The 18,812-nt window shown below is 34.2% G+C and carries 12 protein-coding genes; 4 read left to right on the top strand and 8 right to left on the bottom strand.

The features are described from left to right. Nucleotides 1-61: 61 nt before the first annotated feature. Complete coding sequence (gene eno / locus ACZ5N4_RS00860; RefSeq protein ID WP_464206306.1) at nt 62-1,357, bottom strand: phosphopyruvate hydratase; 1,296 nt, start codon at nt 1,355-1,357, stop codon at nt 62-64. 369 nt (nt 1,358-1,726) lie between these two features. Here eno and ACZ5N4_RS00855 point away from each other — a divergent pair, with 369 nt between their 5' ends. From ACZ5N4_RS00855 to ACZ5N4_RS00840, 4 genes are all read left to right on the top strand, one after another. Continuing rightward, nucleotides 1,727-2,575: a sulfide/dihydroorotate dehydrogenase-like FAD/NAD-binding protein gene (locus ACZ5N4_RS00855; RefSeq protein WP_464206304.1), complete on the top strand. Its 849-nt coding sequence runs from the start codon at nt 1,727-1,729 to the stop codon at nt 2,573-2,575. A gap of 465 nt (nt 2,576-3,040) precedes the next feature. Further along, a complete protein-coding gene (gene nuoE / locus ACZ5N4_RS00850) occupies nt 3,041-3,568 on the top strand; it encodes an NADH-quinone oxidoreductase subunit NuoE (RefSeq protein WP_464206303.1) in 528 nt (175 codons plus the stop codon). Beyond that, nucleotides 3,569-5,323 (top strand): NADH-ubiquinone oxidoreductase-F iron-sulfur binding region domain-containing protein, encoded by a 1,755-nt coding sequence (locus ACZ5N4_RS00845; RefSeq protein WP_464206301.1) that lies wholly within the window; start codon nt 3,569-3,571, stop codon nt 5,321-5,323. A gap of 17 nt (nt 5,324-5,340) precedes the next feature. Continuing rightward, on the top strand, nt 5,341-8,949 hold the full coding sequence (locus tag ACZ5N4_RS00840) for an FAD-dependent oxidoreductase (protein ID WP_464206299.1): 3,609 nt from the start codon (nt 5,341-5,343) through the stop codon (nt 8,947-8,949). A gap of 539 nt (nt 8,950-9,488) precedes the next feature. On the opposite strand, the gene gpmI is transcribed toward ACZ5N4_RS00840, so the two are convergent. From gpmI to ACZ5N4_RS00805, 7 genes are all read right to left on the bottom strand, one after another. Beyond that, nucleotides 9,489-11,018, bottom strand: a complete 1,530-nt coding sequence (gene gpmI / locus ACZ5N4_RS00835) for a 2,3-bisphosphoglycerate-independent phosphoglycerate mutase (RefSeq protein WP_464206297.1) — start codon at nt 11,016-11,018, stop codon at nt 9,489-9,491. A 316-nt stretch (nt 11,019-11,334) separates the two neighbouring features. After that, complete coding sequence (gene tpiA, locus ACZ5N4_RS00830) at nt 11,335-12,081, bottom strand: triose-phosphate isomerase (protein ID WP_464206295.1); 747 nt, start codon at nt 12,079-12,081, stop codon at nt 11,335-11,337. Nucleotides 12,082-12,452: 371 nt separating this feature from the next. After that, nucleotides 12,453-13,646 carry a phosphoglycerate kinase gene (locus ACZ5N4_RS00825; RefSeq protein WP_464206293.1) on the bottom strand — a complete coding sequence of 398 codons (1,194 nt, stop codon included), beginning with the start codon at nt 13,644-13,646 and terminating at the stop codon, nt 12,453-12,455. Nucleotides 13,647-13,919: 273 nt separating this feature from the next. Further along, entirely contained in the window at nt 13,920-14,918 is a 999-nt protein-coding gene (gap, locus tag ACZ5N4_RS00820; protein WP_464206292.1) for a type I glyceraldehyde-3-phosphate dehydrogenase, read from the bottom strand. A 51-nt stretch (nt 14,919-14,969) separates the two neighbouring features. Then, on the bottom strand, nt 14,970-15,995 hold the full coding sequence (locus ACZ5N4_RS00815) for a sugar-binding transcriptional regulator (protein WP_464206291.1): 1,026 nt from the start codon (nt 15,993-15,995) through the stop codon (nt 14,970-14,972). Between the two features lie 137 nt (nt 15,996-16,132). Then, nucleotides 16,133-17,494: an RNA polymerase factor sigma-54 gene (gene rpoN, locus ACZ5N4_RS00810; RefSeq protein ID WP_464210781.1), complete on the bottom strand. Its 1,362-nt coding sequence runs from the start codon at nt 17,492-17,494 to the stop codon at nt 16,133-16,135. A 174-nt stretch (nt 17,495-17,668) separates the two neighbouring features. After that, complete coding sequence (locus ACZ5N4_RS00805) at nt 17,669-18,775, bottom strand: BMP family lipoprotein (protein ID WP_464206289.1); 1,107 nt, start codon at nt 18,773-18,775, stop codon at nt 17,669-17,671. Nucleotides 18,776-18,812: the final 37 nt, after the last annotated feature.

The raw sequence follows: 18,812 nt of genomic DNA, 5'->3' as shown, positions 1-18,812 counted from the left end.
AAAAGCCCTAGAGTTATTGTTAAATAAGCTTCTAGAGCTTTTTCATCATATTAATAAGAACTTATTTCTTTATATTATAGAAAGCATTTAAGCCTCTATACTCTGCCATTTCGTCTAATTCTTCTTCTATTCTAAGAAGCTGGTTATATTTTGCTACTCTTTCTGATCTTGCTGGTGCACCAGTTTTTATTTGACCTGAGTTTACTGCTACAACTAAATCTGCTATAGTTGTGTCTTCTGTTTCTCCTGATCTATGAGAAACAACAGCTGTATATCCTGCTCTTTCTGCCATTTCTATAGCATTTAAAGTTTCTGTAAGAGTTCCTATTTGGTTTAATTTTATAAGTATAGAGTTTGCAACCTTTTTCTCTATACCAGTCTTTAATCTACTTGTATTTGTTACAAATAAATCATCACCTACAAGCTGAACTCTATCACCTAACTTTTCAGTAAGCATTCTCCATCCTTCCCAATCCTCTTCTGCCATTCCATCTTCTATTGATATTATTGGATACTTATTAGCGAGGCTCACATAGTAGTCAGTCATTTCTTCTGAGCTTAATACTTTTCCTTCACCTTTTAAATTGTATTTACCATTTTCATATATTTCAGATGAAGCAGGGTCTAGGGCTATAAATATTTCTTTTCCTGGTGTATATCCTGCTTTTTCTATAGCCTCAACTATTACTTGTATAGCCTCTTCATTTGATCTTAGATTTGGAGCAAAGCCTCCTTCATCACCAACTCCAGTATCATATCCTTTTGATTTCAATAATGATTTTAATGTATGATAAACTTCTGCACTCATTCTGAGAGCTTCACTGAAGCTTGGTGCTCCTGCTGGCATAATCATAAACTCTTGTAAATCTACATTATTGTCAGCGTGCTTTCCTCCATTTATTATATTCATCATTGGTACAGGAAGAACTTTCGCATTTACTCCTCCTATATACTGATAAAGACTTAGTCCTAAATATTCAGCAGCTGCTTTAGCACAAGCAAGTGATACTCCAAGTATTGCATTAGCACCAAACTTTCCTTTGTTTTCTGTACCATCAAGTTTTATCATAGTTTTATCTATTAAAACCTGCTCAAATACATTCATTCCGATAAGCTCTTCAGCTATGTAATTATTTACGTTATCTACAGCTTTTAAAACGCCTTTTCCATTATATTTTGATTTATCATCATCTCTTAACTCTACTGCCTCAAACATACCTGTGGAAGCTCCTGATGGTACAGCGGCCCTTCCAACAGTTCCATCCTCCAGCACAACCTCTACTTCTACTGTTGGGAAAGCTCTTGAGTCAAGTATTTGTCGTGCAACTACATCTACAATTTCAATGTAATTTTTCATAAAAACACCTCCATATTTTAATACCATAGTTCAAAAATGAATTTTCTTTCAACATTTTAATTATACCTAAAAAAATGAAAATTATGAATTTATATTTCTAAATTTAGAATAAGTCAAATTCAAATAAATAGCAAGTCAAAGATTATGGTTATTTCTTGTCTTAAATTGTTGTAATCCTAACAACAGTTTATTAATATTGCGAAAAAATTTTTTAAATTTTATAGATACTTTTTTATTTAAAATGATATATTTTTCTGTTCTCATTAATATAAATTTTATAAAGCAATATTAATTTTAATATTGCACAAAAATACATCAGCGCTTAAAAAGATGGTAACAGCATAAATCATATATTATGGAGGGGATGAAATGTATAAAATTACAAACAAGAAAATGTTAGCTCCTAATACTTTTTTAATGGATATTGAGGCTCCAAGAATTGCTAAATCTTGCTTACCAGGACAATTCGTTATAGTGAGAAGTGACGAAAAAAGTGAGAGAATCCCTTTGACTATCTGTGATTATGATACTAATAGAGGAACTGTGACTGTTGTGTTCCAAGCACTTGGTATCTCTACTCGTAAGATATCTACCTACGAAGTTGATGAATCATTTTTAGATTTTGTAGGTCCACTAGGACACCCTTCTGATTTAGTAAATGAAGATTTAGAGATTTTAAGAAATAAAAACATAGTATTTGTAGCTGATGGCATCGGTGCAGCGCATGTATATCCTCAGGTTAAATGGCTTTATGAGCAGGCCATTGATGCAGATGTAATAGTTGGATGTGAATCAAAAGAACACTTGTTGCTTGAAAAAGAAATGAGAACCATATCTGCTAATTCATATATAGCAACTAATGATGGAAGCTATGGTTATAAAGGTTCTGCCGAAGACCTATTGAGAGAGCTTATTGAAAAAGAAAGAAAAAATTATGACTATATTGTTGCTGTAGCTCCAATGACTATGATGAAATCCATATGTGAATTTACGAAAGATTTCGGTATTAAAACTATAGTAAGCTTAAAACAAATAATGATAGATGGAATAGGCTTATGCGGAGGCTGCAGAGTTACTGTGGGTGGAGAAACTAAATTTACTTGTATAGATGGACCAGAATTCGATGGTCATTTAGTTGACTTTGAAGAAGCAATAAGAAGACAAGCTATGTATAAAAAAGAGGAAGCTCATAAGTGTCGTGTAGGATTAAACTTATAGGCAATTTGGAGTAATAAGTCGACAATTCGTAAAATAAAAATTATGTGACATAAGGCCCTATATAGGGGCATTAGGCTGAAAGTTAGCTTATACGCTAGTATATGTTTCCAAGCTTCAGCACGTTAAGCAGAGAGCCAAAATCTATGATTTTGTGCGAATCGCTTACTCCTCTGACGTAAGGAAGAGGAGTTTCATATAACATTAACTCGCTGTGCTCAGTTCGGACCAACATATCAATTACCATTGATACGTTGCTCGTGAAAAGCCATTTAGGCTTTTCACCAACTTAAAGTTCTAAGATTCTCTTAAAACCCTTCACTAAGACTGGCACAAAGTTCTTAAATCTACTTCAGCTTTGGAAACATATCCCTCTGTATAAGCTAACTTTCTAGTTACTTTTCTTATAAAAATATGTCGCATATTTTGTTTGTCAATTTATTTAATATATTAAAGGAGTGATAAAGGATGGCTTGTGACTGTGAAAAAAAATTAGAGTCAAAATTTAGCACTAATCAGGTTGATCTATCCTTAATGGACAAGGTATTTGATAGATATTACAAGGAAAATGGAAACTTGATTAGCATATTACAAGATGCACAAGGTGTATATGGATACCTTCCTCTTGATGTTCTAAAATTAATCGCAGATAAGACAGGTAATAAAAGAGCAAAGGTATATGGAGTTGCTACATTCTATTCTCAATTTAGATTAAATCCTATCGGTAAGTATATTATGCTTCAATGTCAGGGAACAGCTTGTCACGTAAACGGTTCAGAAGCAGTAGGAAATGCTATTTGTGATGAACTTGGGATTAAACCAGGAGAGACAAGCAGTGATGGAATGTTCTCACTTGAAGATGTAGCATGTCTTGGCTGCTGCAGTCTTGCGCCTGTAATTATGATTAATGGAGAGGCATATGGAAATTTAACTCCTGATGGTGCAAGAAAAATTATTAAGGATATATATGCTAAAGAAAAGGAGGAAGCTGTTTAAATGAAGATTAGAATAGGATTTGGCAGCTGTGGTATAGCTGCAGGAGCTAAAAAAGTTAAAGATAGATTAAGCGAACTGATTAATGAAAAGGACTTAAATATTGACCTTTCAATCACTGGCTGCATAGGTATGTGTTTTTATGAGCCGATAGTTGATATTATTGATGGCGATGCTGTGTTTACATATGCCAATGTTACACCAAGCCTAATTGAAGAGATAATTCATAACCATATTATTAATGGAGAACCACTTAATCAGTATATAGTATCTACTGATAAGGAACCATACCCTCAGTTAAAGAATCAAGTTAGAATTGTACTTAAAAATTGCGGAATAATTAATCCTGAGAAAATTGATGAATATATTGAAACCAATGGATATAAAGCACTTAGTAGAGTTGTTAATGAAATGACTCGTGAAGAGGTTATTGAAGAAATAAAGATATCCGGATTAAGGGGTAGAGGTGGCGCAGGTTTTCCAACTTGGTTCAAATGGGATGCTGCTAAAAAATCTAAGGGTCAGGATAAGTATGTAGTATGTAATGCTGATGAAGGAGACCCAGGTGCATTTATGGATAGAAGTGTACTTGAAGGAGATCCACATGCGGTTCTTGAGGGTATGGCAATAGCAGGTTATGCAATGGGAGCGAAGAAGGGTTTCATATACTGTCGTGCTGAATACCCCCTTGCTATAGAAAGACTTAAAATAGCAATTAATCAAGCAAGAGAGAGAAATTATTTAGGTAAAAATATACTGGGCTCTAACTTCGAATTTGATATATTAATCAAGACAGGTGCTGGAGCATTTGTATGTGGTGAAGAAACTGCATTAATCGCATCGCTTGAGGGCGAAAGAGGTATGCCAAGATTGAAACCTCCATTCCCTGCTCAATCTGGATATTTTGCAAAACCAACAAATATAAATAATGTAGAAACCTATGCTAACGTTCCATGGATATTAGTAAATGGCGGACAATCCTTCGCTGCTTATGGTACTGAAAAGAGCAAAGGTACAAAAGTATTCGCTCTTGCAGGTAAGGTTAAAAATGGCGGGCTAGTAGAAGTTCCTATGGGAATGAAAATCAGAGATGTTATCTATGGAATAGGCGGAGGAATAAAACAAGACAAAGATTTTAAGGCAGTTCAAATGGGCGGCCCTTCTGGTGGATGCATACCAAAGGAATTGCTGGATACTCCTGTTGACTATGAATCAATTAGCAAAACCGGCGCCATCATGGGATCTGGTGGTATGATCGTAATGGATGAAAATACATGTATGGTGGATATGGCAAGGTTCTTTCTTGATTTTACCTGCAAAGAGTCCTGCGGAAAATGTATATATTGTAGAATAGGGACAAAAAGAATGCTTGAGATGCTCGAAAGGATATGCTCAGGGAATGGCAAAGATGAGGACATTAAAACATTGGAAGAATTATGTGTAAGTATTAAGGATGGATCTTTATGTGGGCTTGGCCAAACTGCACCTAACCCTGTACTTACAACAATAAGATATTTTAAAGATGAATATTTATCCCATATAGAAACCAAAAAGTGTCCAGCTAAACAATGTAAGAGCCTTTTAACCTATGGAATTTCTGCTGATGCTTGTAAGGGCTGCACCCTATGTGCAAAAAAATGTCCATCTGAGGCTATTAAGGGCCAGTTAAAAGAGGTCCATGAAATAGATCAAGAAAAGTGCATAAGATGCGGCAATTGTATAACAGTATGTAGATTTAATGCTATTAATGTGGAGTAGAAGGAGAGGTGGTATATATGGGAACAATTAGAGTGAATATAAATAATAGAGAGTTGGCTGCACAAGAAGGAACTACAATATTAAAAATAGCTCTTGATAATGGAATAGACATTTCAAATCTTTGTTATGACAGCAGAATGAAACCATATGGTGCATGCGGCGTATGTGTTGTTGAAATAGAAGGAAATCCAAAGCTTCAAAGAGCATGTTCAACAATAGCATCAGATGGTATGGTAATAAAAACAGATACAGCAAGAACTATATCTGCGAGAAAGGCTGCTTTTGAGCTTTTAGCATCAGATCATAGAGGAGATTGTAGACCTCCATGCGTAAATGCATGTCCTGCACATACAGATTGTCAAGGATATGTTGGTTTAATTGCTAACGGACAATATGAAGAAGCAATAAAGCTTGTTAAAGATGTTGTAGCACTACCTGCAAGTATAGGAAGAGTTTGTCCTCACCCATGTGAAACAGCTTGTAGACGTCAGAATTCTGATGATCCAATAGCGATTGCTGAGCTTAAAAGATTCCTTGGAGATATAGATGTAAACAATGGTACATTTGTGCCAGATGTTAAGGAGAAAACTAATAAAAAGGTTGCAGTAATTGGCGCTGGCCCAGCAGGTATATCCTGTGCATACTTCCTTGCAATGGAAGGTCATGAAGTTGTAATCTATGAAAGTATGCCTAAACCTGGTGGAATGCTCAGATACGGTATACCACAATATCGTCTTCCGAAGGAAATATTAGATGCTGAAATAGATACTTTAAGAAAAATGGGCGTAGAGATTAAATATAACGTTAAACTTGGAGTAGATGTCAGTCTATCATATCTTAAAAAAGCATATGATGCTGTCTTCATAGCAATAGGTGCTTGGGCAAGTTCAGACATTGGATGTAAAGGTCAAGATATGGAAGGTGTTCTTGGTGGCATAGACTTCTTAAGAATGGCTACACAATCAGAGCCAATATATATGGGTAACAAAGTTATAGTTATTGGCGGTGGAAACACTGCTATGGACGTTACTAGAACTGCTGTAAGACTTGGAGCAGAAAGCGTTAAACTTCTATACAGAAGAACAAGAGACGAAATGCCTGCAGAAAAAATTGAAATAGATGAAGCAGAAGAAGAAGGGGTAGAATTTAATTTCCTTGTAGCACCTGTAGAAATCACAGGTAATGGTACAAGGGCTACTGCTATAAGATGCCAAAAAATGAGGCTTGGAGAAGCAGATGCATCTGGAAGAAGAAAACCTGAACCTATAGAGGGTGAAGAAATTACTTTTGAAGCAGATCTTATTGTTTCAGCAATTGGACAGAGAGTAAATGCAGATTGTGTCAATGAACTTACAACAACAAGAAAAGGCACTATTTCAGTTAATGAAAATACCTTTGAAACAAATATTGAAGGCGTATTTGCAGGAGGTGAAGCTTCAACTGGACCTAAGATAGCTATAGAGGCAATAGCTCAAGGGAAAAATGCTGCAAGAGTTATCCATAGCTATTTAAATGGTGTTATAATTCCAGTTGCTAATCCAAACTATATAGTTCAAAATGATTTATGTAAAAAGGACTTTGAACATGTAGAAAAACAAAATAGAGAGCCTCAAGTAGTAGTCCCTGCAGAAAAAAGAAAACTCAGCTTTAGCCCAATCTCTGAAACCTTTACTGAAGAAGTAGCTTTAAGAGAGGCTTCAAGATGTCTTGAGTGTGGATGTCATGATTATTTTGAATGTAGACTTATAAAATATATTGAAAAATATGATATAGATACTGAGAGAATATGTGGAGAAAAGCATAAGAGACAAGAAGAACAAAATCATCCTTTCATAACAAGAAATGCTGATAAGTGTATACTGTGCGGTCAGTGTGTTAGAGCCTGCGAGGAATTTATAGGAGTTACAGCTATAGGACTTGAAAAGAGAGGCTTTGACTCCAAGGTAATTCCTGAGTTTAATTTGCCTCTTCAAGAAAGCTCATGCATATCTTGTGGTCAATGCGTAGATGTCTGCCCAACTGGAGCATGCATAGAAAAAGAGGCTGTTAAGAAACAAGTTCCTGTGGACTTTGATAACATAAATTCTGTATGCAACTATTGTGGTGTAGGATGTAATTTAGTACTTCAGTCTAAAGGCAATCTTGTGTACAAATCTATTCCAAATAGAAGTAAAGATGAAGGCCTACTATGTGTTAAAGGTAGATTTGGCATAAACTTCATTAATGATGAAAATAGAATTAAAACATCTGTTGTAAGAAGAAAGGGAGGAAGTATTGAGGTTGATTTAGAAGAAGCTCTAACTCTTATCTCTAAAAATCTTCAACTAGTAAAAGGTCAATATGGAGATAACAGTGTGGCAATCCTTGCTTCACCAAGATTTACTAATGAAGAGGCATTTATTATTAAAAAGATTGCAGATAGACTAAGTACAAGTCTTATAGGCTCAATGACTAGCAGTGAGGCTTCAGGAATGGAAAGTGTTCTTGGATATAATGCTTCTACAAATAGTTATGGCGAGTTATACAGCACTGATTTAATAGTATCAATAGGAAATGTAGATGAGAATCATCCTGTTATGGCAGTAAAGATGAAGTACGCTGCTAGAGAAAAAGCTAAACTAGTATCTATAAGCAGCAACAAAACAAGAATGGAGGATTATGCAAACATTTCATTTAACCCTTATAACAATATTGAATTCCTAAAATCCTTCATTAAATCGTTATTTGATGGTGGATATGTAAATGAAAATGAAGTTTCAAGCAAAGCTGAAAACCTGGATAGCCTAAAGAACTATGTAAAAGATGCTAAGGATTGCACTGATGCCGCTAAGCTTGCTAAGATGTATGGAGAAGCTAAAAAAGCAATAATCGTCATTGATGATGATATAGTAACTGAAGATACTTATAAATTACTTGCAGACGCTGCAGTAATAACAGGCAAGATAGGAAAACCACATAGTGGAATTATAATTATACGCTCCAGCAGTAATGCTCAAGGCTTTATAGACATTGGTATAAAAGCCAAGGGTATGGAGATACTTGAACAAATAAAAGAAGGAAAAATTAAGGCAGCTGTTATCATAGGAGAAGATCCTGTAGGTGATGATACAGATACATCTGAGATTTTAAAGAATCTTGAGTTCTTAGTTACTCTTGATACCTTTATGACTGACACAGCATTAATTTCAAATGTCGTTGTCCCAATTGGAAGCTTTGCTGAATCCGAGGGTACATTGACTAGATCAGATAGAAAAGTACAAAAAATTACTTCAGCAATAAGTGCTGCAAATGTTAATACATTATTTAACAACTTATCAAAGATTGCTCAATATTTAGATATAAACATTGTAACCTTAAGTCAGGCAGTAGAAATGTTATCCTCTGAGATAGAAGCATACAGCGGATTATATGAAGTAGATATACAAAATGAGGATATCTACGTACCAAACAGCAGAACAAATACCTATGGTTCACAGGTTCTTTGTACAGATGGCTTTAACAAGGAATCCAAAAAGGCTGTTTTAGCTTTACCTGACGATGACAAAATGTTTAAAGATAAAAAAGTTTACGACTCTATTCAAATGAAATTTGATTCTTATTTAAAGGAAAAAGGATTAACTAGATAGTAAATTATATAGAGGTACTAGACCGAAAGTTAATTTATACCCCGGGCTATGTTTCCAAATCTTCAGTCCGTTAAAAACTTTTAGCCAGTCTAAGGCTCGTGTTTTAGACGACCTAAGACTTAGATAAACTCGCCATGCTCAAACAGTATCTAAGTTCTAAGGTTGTCTTAAAACCCTTCGCTGAGACTGACACAAAGTTTTTAAATCTACCTTCAGCTTTAGAAACATATCCCTTTATATAAATTAACTTTCTGGTTAGTTTCCCTATATAGATAAACAACCTTGATAATTGACTTGATCATAGGTATTCATAGGGGTACATCTGGCAGTACATTTAATGGTTTTATGTTAGCTCTTGGCGAAGCTGCTTTAGAACCTTAACAATCTTAAATACTGTTTGAGCGTAGCGAGTTTATTTAAGATTGTTAAGGTTCTTAGCAGTGAGCCTTAGAGATAACTAAAATTATTAACAGTACAGAAGAGGTACCCCTATGAATACCGCTGATGAGTCAAACACTTAGGTTGAATACCTCTATGCTCTACTTTATAAGGCTGCTTCCAGTCATTTCTTTAGGCTTTTCAAGTCCCATAGCTTGAAGCATAGTTGGTGCTATATCTGCTAGTACTCCACCTTCTCTTAACTCACTAGCCTTTTCTGATACATATATAAATGGAACATCGTCTGTTGTATGCGCTGTCATTGGCGCTCCTGTTGAGTAGTCTATCATTTGTTCTGCATTTCCGTGATCTGCAGTTATAAACACTGCTCCATTCTTTTCTAATATCTTATCAACAACCCTACCTAAACATTCATCCACAACTTCTATTGCTTTTTGGGCAGCTTCAAACACGCCTGTATGTCCAACCATATCTGGATTCGCATAGTTTAATATGATTAAATCATATTTGTCTTCATCTATTCTATTTATAAGCTCTTCTGTAACCTTATATGCACTCATTTCTGGTTGAAGATCGTAGGTTGCAACCTTTGGTGAAGGTATTAAGGCTCTATCTTCATTTTCATTAGGCTCTTCTACTCCTCCATTAAAGAAAAAGGTTACATGAGCATATTTTTCAGTTTCAGCTATTCTTAGTTGATTTTTACCTAGTTTGCTTACATATTCACCAAGAGTATTTGTGTAGCTTTCAGCTCCAAATGCTATTTGCACATTTTCAAGTGTAGCATCATACTCTGTCATAGTTACAAATACAAGGTTTAGCGGTTCTCTTGAAAATCCGTCAAATACTCTATCATTTATTGCCCTTGTTATTTCTCTTGCTCTATCCGGTCTGAAATTAAAGAATATCACTGAGTCTTTACTATTTATTGTAGATGTTGGTCTTCCGTCCTTAACTACTACTGTTGGAATTACAAATTCATCTGTTTTGTTATCATTGTATGATTTTTTTATGGCTTCTACTGCACTTAGTGATTCTTCACCTTTTCCAAGTACCATAGCGTTATAAGCCAAGTTTACTCTTTCCCATCTCTTATCTCTGTCCATAGCATAGTATCTTCCTGATACAGTGGCTATCTCTCCAACCCCTAGCTCTCTCATGAAGTTTTCAATATCTTCAATAAACTGTATTGCTGATGAAGGCGGAACATCCCTTCCATCTGTAAATGCATGAAGATATACCTTGTTTACTCCTTTTTGTTTAGCTAATCTTAGAAGTCCCTTTAAATGGTCTATATGTGAATGAACTCCTCCATCTGATAGAAGTCCCATTAAATGAAGAGCTGAGTTATTCTGTTGTGCATTGTTTACAGCATTATTTAGTGCCTCATTTTCAAAAAAATCACCGTCATTAATAGATTTTGTTATTCTTGTAAGAGCTTGATACACTATTCTTCCAGCACCAATATTTAGGTGTCCAACTTCTGAGTTCCCCATTTGTCCTTCTGGAAGCCCAACACTTAATCCACTTGCTTTTATTTGAGTATGAGGATAGTTATTCCAATATCTATCATAGTTAGGTTTGTGCGCTGCTCTAATTGCATTTCCATCTTCTCTATCTGAAAGTCCGAATCCATCAAGTACCATTAGCATTACTGGTTTTTTACTCATCTTTACCCTCCAAAAGTTTTTAGGTTCTATAGATATTCTTATTTATCTATATATAGGAAAACTAACTAGAAAGTTAACTTATGCGAAGGGCTATGTTTCCAAAGCTGAAGGTAGATTTAAAAACTTTGTGTCAGTCTTAGCGAAGGGTTTTAAGACAACCTTAGAACTTAGATACTGTTTGAGCATAGCGAGTTTATCTAAGTCTTAGGTCGTCTAAAACACAAGCTTTAGACTGACTAAAAGTTTTTAACGTACTGAAGCTTGGAAACATAGACCGAAGCATAAGTTAACTTTCAGCCTAGCTCCCATACCTTAATTAATAATTTACTATTGCAGCAAAATCTTCTGCTTTTAGACTAGCTCCTCCAACTAATGCACCATCTATATCTGATTGTGCCATTTGAGCCTTTATTGTGCTTGGTTTTACAGAACCACCATATTGAATTCTTGTTTTTTCAGCAGTTTCTTTTCCATACATTCCAGCTATTACGTTTCTAATATAAGCTATTGTTTCATTAGCTTGCTCATCAGTAGCTGTCTTGCCAGTTCCTATAGCCCAAATTGGTTCATAAGCTACAACTAACTTTTCAACTTGCTCATTTGTTAATCCCGCTAAATCTAATTTTATTTGTCTTCCTAAAACTTCTTCAGTTATATTTGCTTCTCTTTCTTCTAAACTTTCTCCACAGCAAACTATTGGAGTTAAGTTGTGCTCAAAAGCCTTTTTAGTCTTCTTATTTACAGTTTCGTCAGTTTCGTTAAAATATTGTCTTCTTTCACTATGTCCAATTATTACATATTCAACACCCATAGCTGTAAGCATTGCTGGTGCAACCTCTCCAGTATATGCTCCTTTTTCTTCAAAGTGCATATTTTGAGCTCCAACTTTTATATTTGTTCCTTTAACAGCTTTTAACACCGCATCTAAAGCTACAAATGGTGGGCATACAACTACATCACACTTTGCTTCTTTTACTAAAGCTTTTAGTTCCTCAACTAGTTTTAGTCCTTCTTCTATAGTATTATTCATTTTCCAGTTTCCAGCTATTATTGATTTTCTCATTATTAATTACCTCGATTCTCTTTTATTTTAAACACTTAATAATCTTATTGTAATTCGTAATTTAAGAATTTTGCTACATAATTTTTATAGATGAATTAGCTGGAAAGTTGACTTATACAGAGGGATATGTTTCCAAAGCTGAATGTACATTTTAAAAACTTTGTGTCAGTCTTAGCGGAGAATTTGAGAAAACCTTAGATTATTCGATTGTCTGAGCATAGCGAGTTTATCGAAGGTTCTTAGGTTTTCTCAAATTTGAGCTTTAGACTGACTAAAAGTTTTTAACGTACTGAAGCTTGGAAACATAGACCGGAGTATAAGTCAACTTTCGGTCTTTTCTATCTACAAGGTTTTATGTCGCATATTTCTTATTACTTATCGTTTAATGCTTCTATTCCTGGTAATGCTTTTCCTTCTAAGAATTCAAGTGATGCTCCACCACCAGTTGATATGTGAGTCATCTTATCTCCGAATCCTAATATGTTAACAGCAGCTGCGCTATCTCCTCCACCAATAACAGTTGTAGCATCTGAATCAGCCATAGCTTTTGCTACTGTAATAGTACCTTTTGCAAAGTTTTCGAATTCAAATACTCCCATTGGTCCGTTCCAAATAACTGTTTTAGCTTCCTTAACAGCATTATCATAAAGTTCAGCAGTCTTTGGTCCGATATCAAGACCCATGTGTCCTTCTGGAATGTTTTGATCTTCAGTTACAACCGGAGTTGCATCTGCAGCAAACTTATCTCCAACTACGTTATCTACTGGAAGTAATAATTTAACTCCCTTAGCTTCTGCTTTATCCATCATTTCTTTTGCGTAATCAACTTTATCAGCTTCAAGAAGTGATGTTCCTATTGAGAATCCTTGTGCTTTTAAGAATGTATAAGCCATTCCTCCACCGATTATTAGAGTATCAACTTTTTCTAGTAAGTTATTTATAACATTGATTTTGTCTGATACTTTAGCTCCGCCAAGTATTGCAACAAATGGTTTTACTGGATTTTCAACAGCTTCTCCTAAGAACTTTAATTCTTTTTGAATTAAGTATCCGCATACTGATACTGGCACAAACTGAGTAACCCCAACAGTTGAACAATGAGCTCTGTGAGCTGTTCCGAATGCATCATTTACAAATATATCAGCAAGTGAAGCTAAATCTTTTGAGAATGACTCTTCGTTCTTTCCTTCTTCTGGTCTAAATCTTGTGTTTTCAAGAAGAACTACATCTCCTTCTTTCATGTTAGCTACGGCAGCTTTAGCGTTTTCTCCAACAACAACGTCATCAGCAGCAAAAACTACTTCTTTTCCTAACATTTCTGATAATCTCTTAGCAACTGGAGCTAAAGTCTTTGTTGCATCTGGTCCTTTAGCTTTTCCAAGGTGTGAGCAAAGTATAACTTTTGCTCCATTTTCTATTAAGTATTTTATAGTTGGCATAGCTCCAACCAATCTGTTTTCATCAGTTATTCTTCCTTCTGCTAGTGGCACGTTAAAATCACATCTTACTAAAACTCTTTTTCCTCTTACTTCTACATCTTCTATTGTCTTTTTATTAAAAGCCATTAAAAACACCCCTCTTTTTTAATTAGAAAACTTGGAGCGCAGCTTGCTTTTTTAACACTGGAGCAAAAACAACCCACTCTCTCAATTCTATATTATATACCATTACTTAATATTTTCCATATTTTTATCACAATATTTTTTAATTGTTGTTTTTCTTTAATCTAATTCCCAGTTGACTGAATACAGGAATCAAGTTATTTGAAAAAAGTCTGGCCTTATAGCCAAAACTACAAAACCAGACCTATATGATACATTTACGTTTTAAGACTTTAACTATTTAGTAACAAAATATTTTAAAGTTCTGATTAATTGTGAAGTATATGACATTTCATTGTCATACCATGAAGCAACTTTAACTAATTGCTCACCATTTACTTCCATAACCTTAGTTTGAGTTCCATCAAATAATGAACCGAAGCTGATTCCGATTATATCTGAAGATACTAATGGTTCTTCAGTGTATCCGAATGACTCGTTAGCAGCAGCTTTCATTGCTACGTTTATTTCATCAGCTGTTACTTTCTTTTCTAAAGTACAAACTAATTCAGTTAATGAACCAGTTATAACTGGAACTCTTTGAGCTCCTCCATCTAATTTTCCTTTTAATTCAGGTATAACTAGACCGATAGCTTTAGCTGCACCAGTTGAGTTTGGAACGATGTTTGCAGCTGCTGCTCTTGCTCTTCTTAAGTCACCTTTTCCGTGTGGAGCGTCTAAAGTGTTTTGATCATTTGTATAAGCATGGATTGTAGTCATAAATCCTTTTGTTAAACCAAATTTATCTTGTAATACTTTAGCCATTGGAGCTAAGCAGTTTGTTGTACATGATGCACCAGATATAACTGTTTCTGTTCCATCTAATACATTTTGGTTTACGTTGAATACAACTGTCTTTAGGTCTCCTGTTGCAGGTGCTGATATAACAACCTTCTTTGCACCAGCTTGTATGTGAGCTTCTGCTTTTTCCTTTGAAGTGAAGAAACCAGTACATTCTAATACTACGTCTACTCCTAATTCTCCCCATGGTAAGTTTGCTGGGTTTCTTTCAGCAGTTACTTTTATTTCTTTTCCGTTAACTACGAAAGCTCCTTCTTCAACTTTGATTTCTCCATCAAATCTTCCTTGAGCTGAATCATATTTGAATAAATGTGCTAATGTTTTAGCATCTGTTAAGTCATTTATTGCAACAACTTCAAATTCTGGGTTGTTGATCATCAGTCTTAATGCCAATCTTCCTATTCTTCCAAAACCATTAATAGCTACTTTAACCATTGTAATTCCTCCTAAAAATATATTTTTATATATAGATTTTAAATTTACTGTCTACTTAAAAAGATTTATTAATTCTCTAGCTGCGCCTTCATCTGTAATTAACACTCCATTAGGATTGTTCAATTGTGTAGCAATAATTGCCTTTGCTTTACTTTTTCCTCCTGCTACAGCTATCAATGTTTCTATTTTTCCAATCTCTTCATTTCTTATTCCTATACTTGGTGTAGAATGAACTATTTTTCCTTCTTTGTTGAAATAATACCCGAAGGCTTCTCCAACAGCACCTTTATCCTTTAGCTCATCTATTTCTTCTTCTGAAAGTCCTCTTCGCTCAGCCATTAACTCAGCTCTTCCTACACCATAAATTAATATATTTGCATTATATATGTTGCTTAATATATCCTGGATATCTGTTTCTTTTATTATGGTGCTCATAGCCTTGTCACTTAAGTTGTCTGGAACATGTAGTAATTTGTAGTTTCCTTCTACCTTATTTGCAAGTTTAGCAGCTAGGGTATTTGCTTGAGTTTCTACGTTTTTCCCCATTCCACCTCTGGCAGGTACTACTAGTATATCTTTCAAGCCTGCTACTCTTGGCATATTGTCAATAACTTCTTTTACGGTGGAACCTCCTGTTATAGCAATAATACTATTGTCTTTCACTACACTTTTTAAATAATTTGATGCAGCTCTACCTAACTCGTTAATAACCGTGCTGTCTTCATTTAAATCTCCAGGAACAATTATTACATTTCTCAGTTTTAAACTCTCTTTTAAGAATTTTTCTATTTCTGATAAGCCCCTTAGATGATGGATAAAATCTTTAAGCTTATCAATTATCTCTTCTCCCTCATCTGTTATTGTCATACCTGGAGTACTTATCTCTATAAAGTTTTGACTCTTTAAAAAGTTTATTTCTGTTCTTACTATTCTCTCACCAATTCCTAAATTATTAGCAAGTACCCTTCTTCCTATTGGTTGATTATAGTATATAGTTCTTAATATATTATATCTTTTCTCAAATAATTCCACTATTTCAGGAACTATCTTCTGTTGTAATTTTAAAACCTCTTCCAAACAAAACACCTCTTTGGACATTTATAGTCCCACTACTAACTTTTGTGTCCCACTTATATTATAAGACAAATATTATATTTTTTAAATAGTATTTTCAAAAAAAATATGAATAAATTGTGAACAATAAGGGAAGGGGATTAAAATCGTTTTCTTCCCTTAGATGACTTTATCCCCATTTCCTCTCTATATTTTGCTACAGTTCTTCTTGAAATATTCATGCCTTCTTTATTAAGTAAATCGCATATAACCTGATCTGAAAGAGGCTTCTTTTTATCTTCTTTATCTATCAGATCTTTTATAGCCTTTTTAATTATTCTTACAGAAACATCTTCGCCAGTTCCGGAGGATGATATAGCAGTAGTAAATAGATCTTTTATTTTTACTGTACCTCTACTTGTATATATGTATTTATCTCTAATGGCTCTACTTATAGTAGACTCATGCATCTCCAAGCTTTCTGCTACTTCTCTAAGTGTCATAGGTTTTAAGTATTCTTCACCATAATCAAAGTAATCTCTTTGTAGTTCTAAAATATTCTCCAGAACTCTATATATAGTACTTTTTCTATGCTGTATACTTTTGATTAAAAATAAAGCACTATTTAGTTTTTCTTTCACATAATCTACAGCATTTTTATCATCTTCATTTCTTATTATTTCCTTATAAATTTCATTAATACTTAGTTTAGGAAGGATATCATCATTCATTATTATATAATACTCATCATCTATTTTCTTTATATATGCATCTGGAGTAATATACTTGACCTCTTCTCCAGTATAAAAGCCTCTTGATGGTTTAGGATAAAGAGATTTTATTATATCTCCATACTCCTGTGCTTGTTTAACATCTATATTTAATTCCTTTGCAATGAAAGTGTATTTATTTTCAGCTAATGCTTCTAAATATTTGTCTATTATAGTATATATATTATCGTCTTCCAACGCTTTCTTATATATTTGTATTTTTAGGCATTCCTTTAAATCTCTTGCTCCTATTCCGTCTGGCTCAAGAGATTGTATTATTTGTATACAATATTCAGTAAGCTCTAGTGATATTTTTAACTCATCACTTATATCTTTATCTTTTACTGCTAGATATCCTCTTTCATCCAAGTTTTCAATGATATATAAACATATAGCTTTTATATATCCTTTTTCATCTAGGTCCCTTATTTGCTCTCTTAAATACTCTTTTAATGATTTTTTTTCAGAAATAAAATTAAAAGGAGACACATCATCATCTTCATTTTTTTCATAGCTATGATGGCTGTAGTTATCAAATTCAAAGTACTTAATTAATTCTTTATAGTCTACTTTATTTTTTTCTTCATTGTTTGCATCAATACTTTTAGCATCAAGTACGGGATTTTCTTGTAATTCCTTTTCTACATGTTCTTGCAATTCAAAGCTTGACATCTGAAGAATTTTAACCGATAACTGCATCTCTTGAGTCATTACTAATTTCTGTTCCTGAGTTAAACTTAGGCCAAAATCCATACTCATTTTTTTCACCCCGCTTTGCACTATTTAAATTTACTCATTTTATTATACCATGAAAAGATATTTTGTATAAATTTAAAATTCACAAAATAGAAAAAATGCAGAGCATTTTTCCAGTGGATAAAAAAAGCTAGGCGTTTAATATACACCTAGCTTAAAATGCTATATTATTTATATAGATGGAGCAGCAAACTTAACTGCTTCTTCTCTTGTAGCAGGTACAACAAACTTACCAGCTTTTATAGCTTCTGTATATTTGTTAACTAAATCTAAAACATCTTTTGGAGTATTCTTATCTGATGTTCCAGCTATACCTACACCATCCTCTTTTAATCCATACTCTATATGTTTTCCACCTTGGAACTTTCCGTTAACTACATCTTTTACTGCACCATATGTAGCAACGTCAACTTTTTTAACCATACTTGAAAGGATTACGCTTGCATATTCAGGAACTGTAACTGCCTGGTCCATATCAACTCCTATAGCCCAAACTTGCTTTCCTGAATCTTTAAGTTCTTTAGTAGCTTTAAACATTCCTATACCAACACCACCTGCTGCGTGATAAATAATATCACAGCCAGCACCATATAATGATTTAGCTAATTCATAACCTTTGTTTGTATCACCAAAGCTATCAGCATACTTAACCATTGTTCCTGGGCTCTTACCATCTGAACTTATTAATCCTTTAGCTGCTTCTGGGTTTACAGCCTTAACACCTGCAGCAAAACCTACTTCAAATTTATTTATTGTTGCAAAGTCCTTACCGCCTATGAAACCAACTTTGTTAGTTTTAGTCATTTTACCAGCTATAACTCCCATTAAGAAAGAACCTTCTTGCTCTTTGAAAGTTATTGATTGAACGTTTGGTGCATCAACAACTGTATCTATTATAGCAAAATTTTTATCTTTATATTTCCCAGCTACATTTTTCATAGCCTGCTCCATTTGGAATCCAATTCCAAATGTTAAGTTTGATCCAGCATTAACTAATGCGTCCAGATTTGATTCATAGTCTTCTTTTTTAGCTGATTCTACTGGCTTATACTCAACTCCAAACTCTTTTATAGCTCTCTTTATTCCAGTGTCTGCTGATTGATTAAATGACTTATCATTTAATCCACCTTCATCTGTTGAAAGGCCTATTTTAACCTTAGCTCCCTGCTGAGTGCCTTCCCCTGCTGGTTTGTTTTGTTGTTTTTGTCCGCATCCAGCAAATAATGATACTGTCATTATCGCAGTAGCAAGAATAGCTACCACTCTCTTCTTATTCATTAATAATTCCCTCCTAAAAAAGTTAATTTTATTACTA

It is taken from the genome of Clostridium nitrophenolicum (assembly GCF_055391695.1).
The sequence above is the reverse complement of the archived record's forward strand: the minus strand, read 5'-3'. Positions and strand labels throughout refer to the sequence as shown.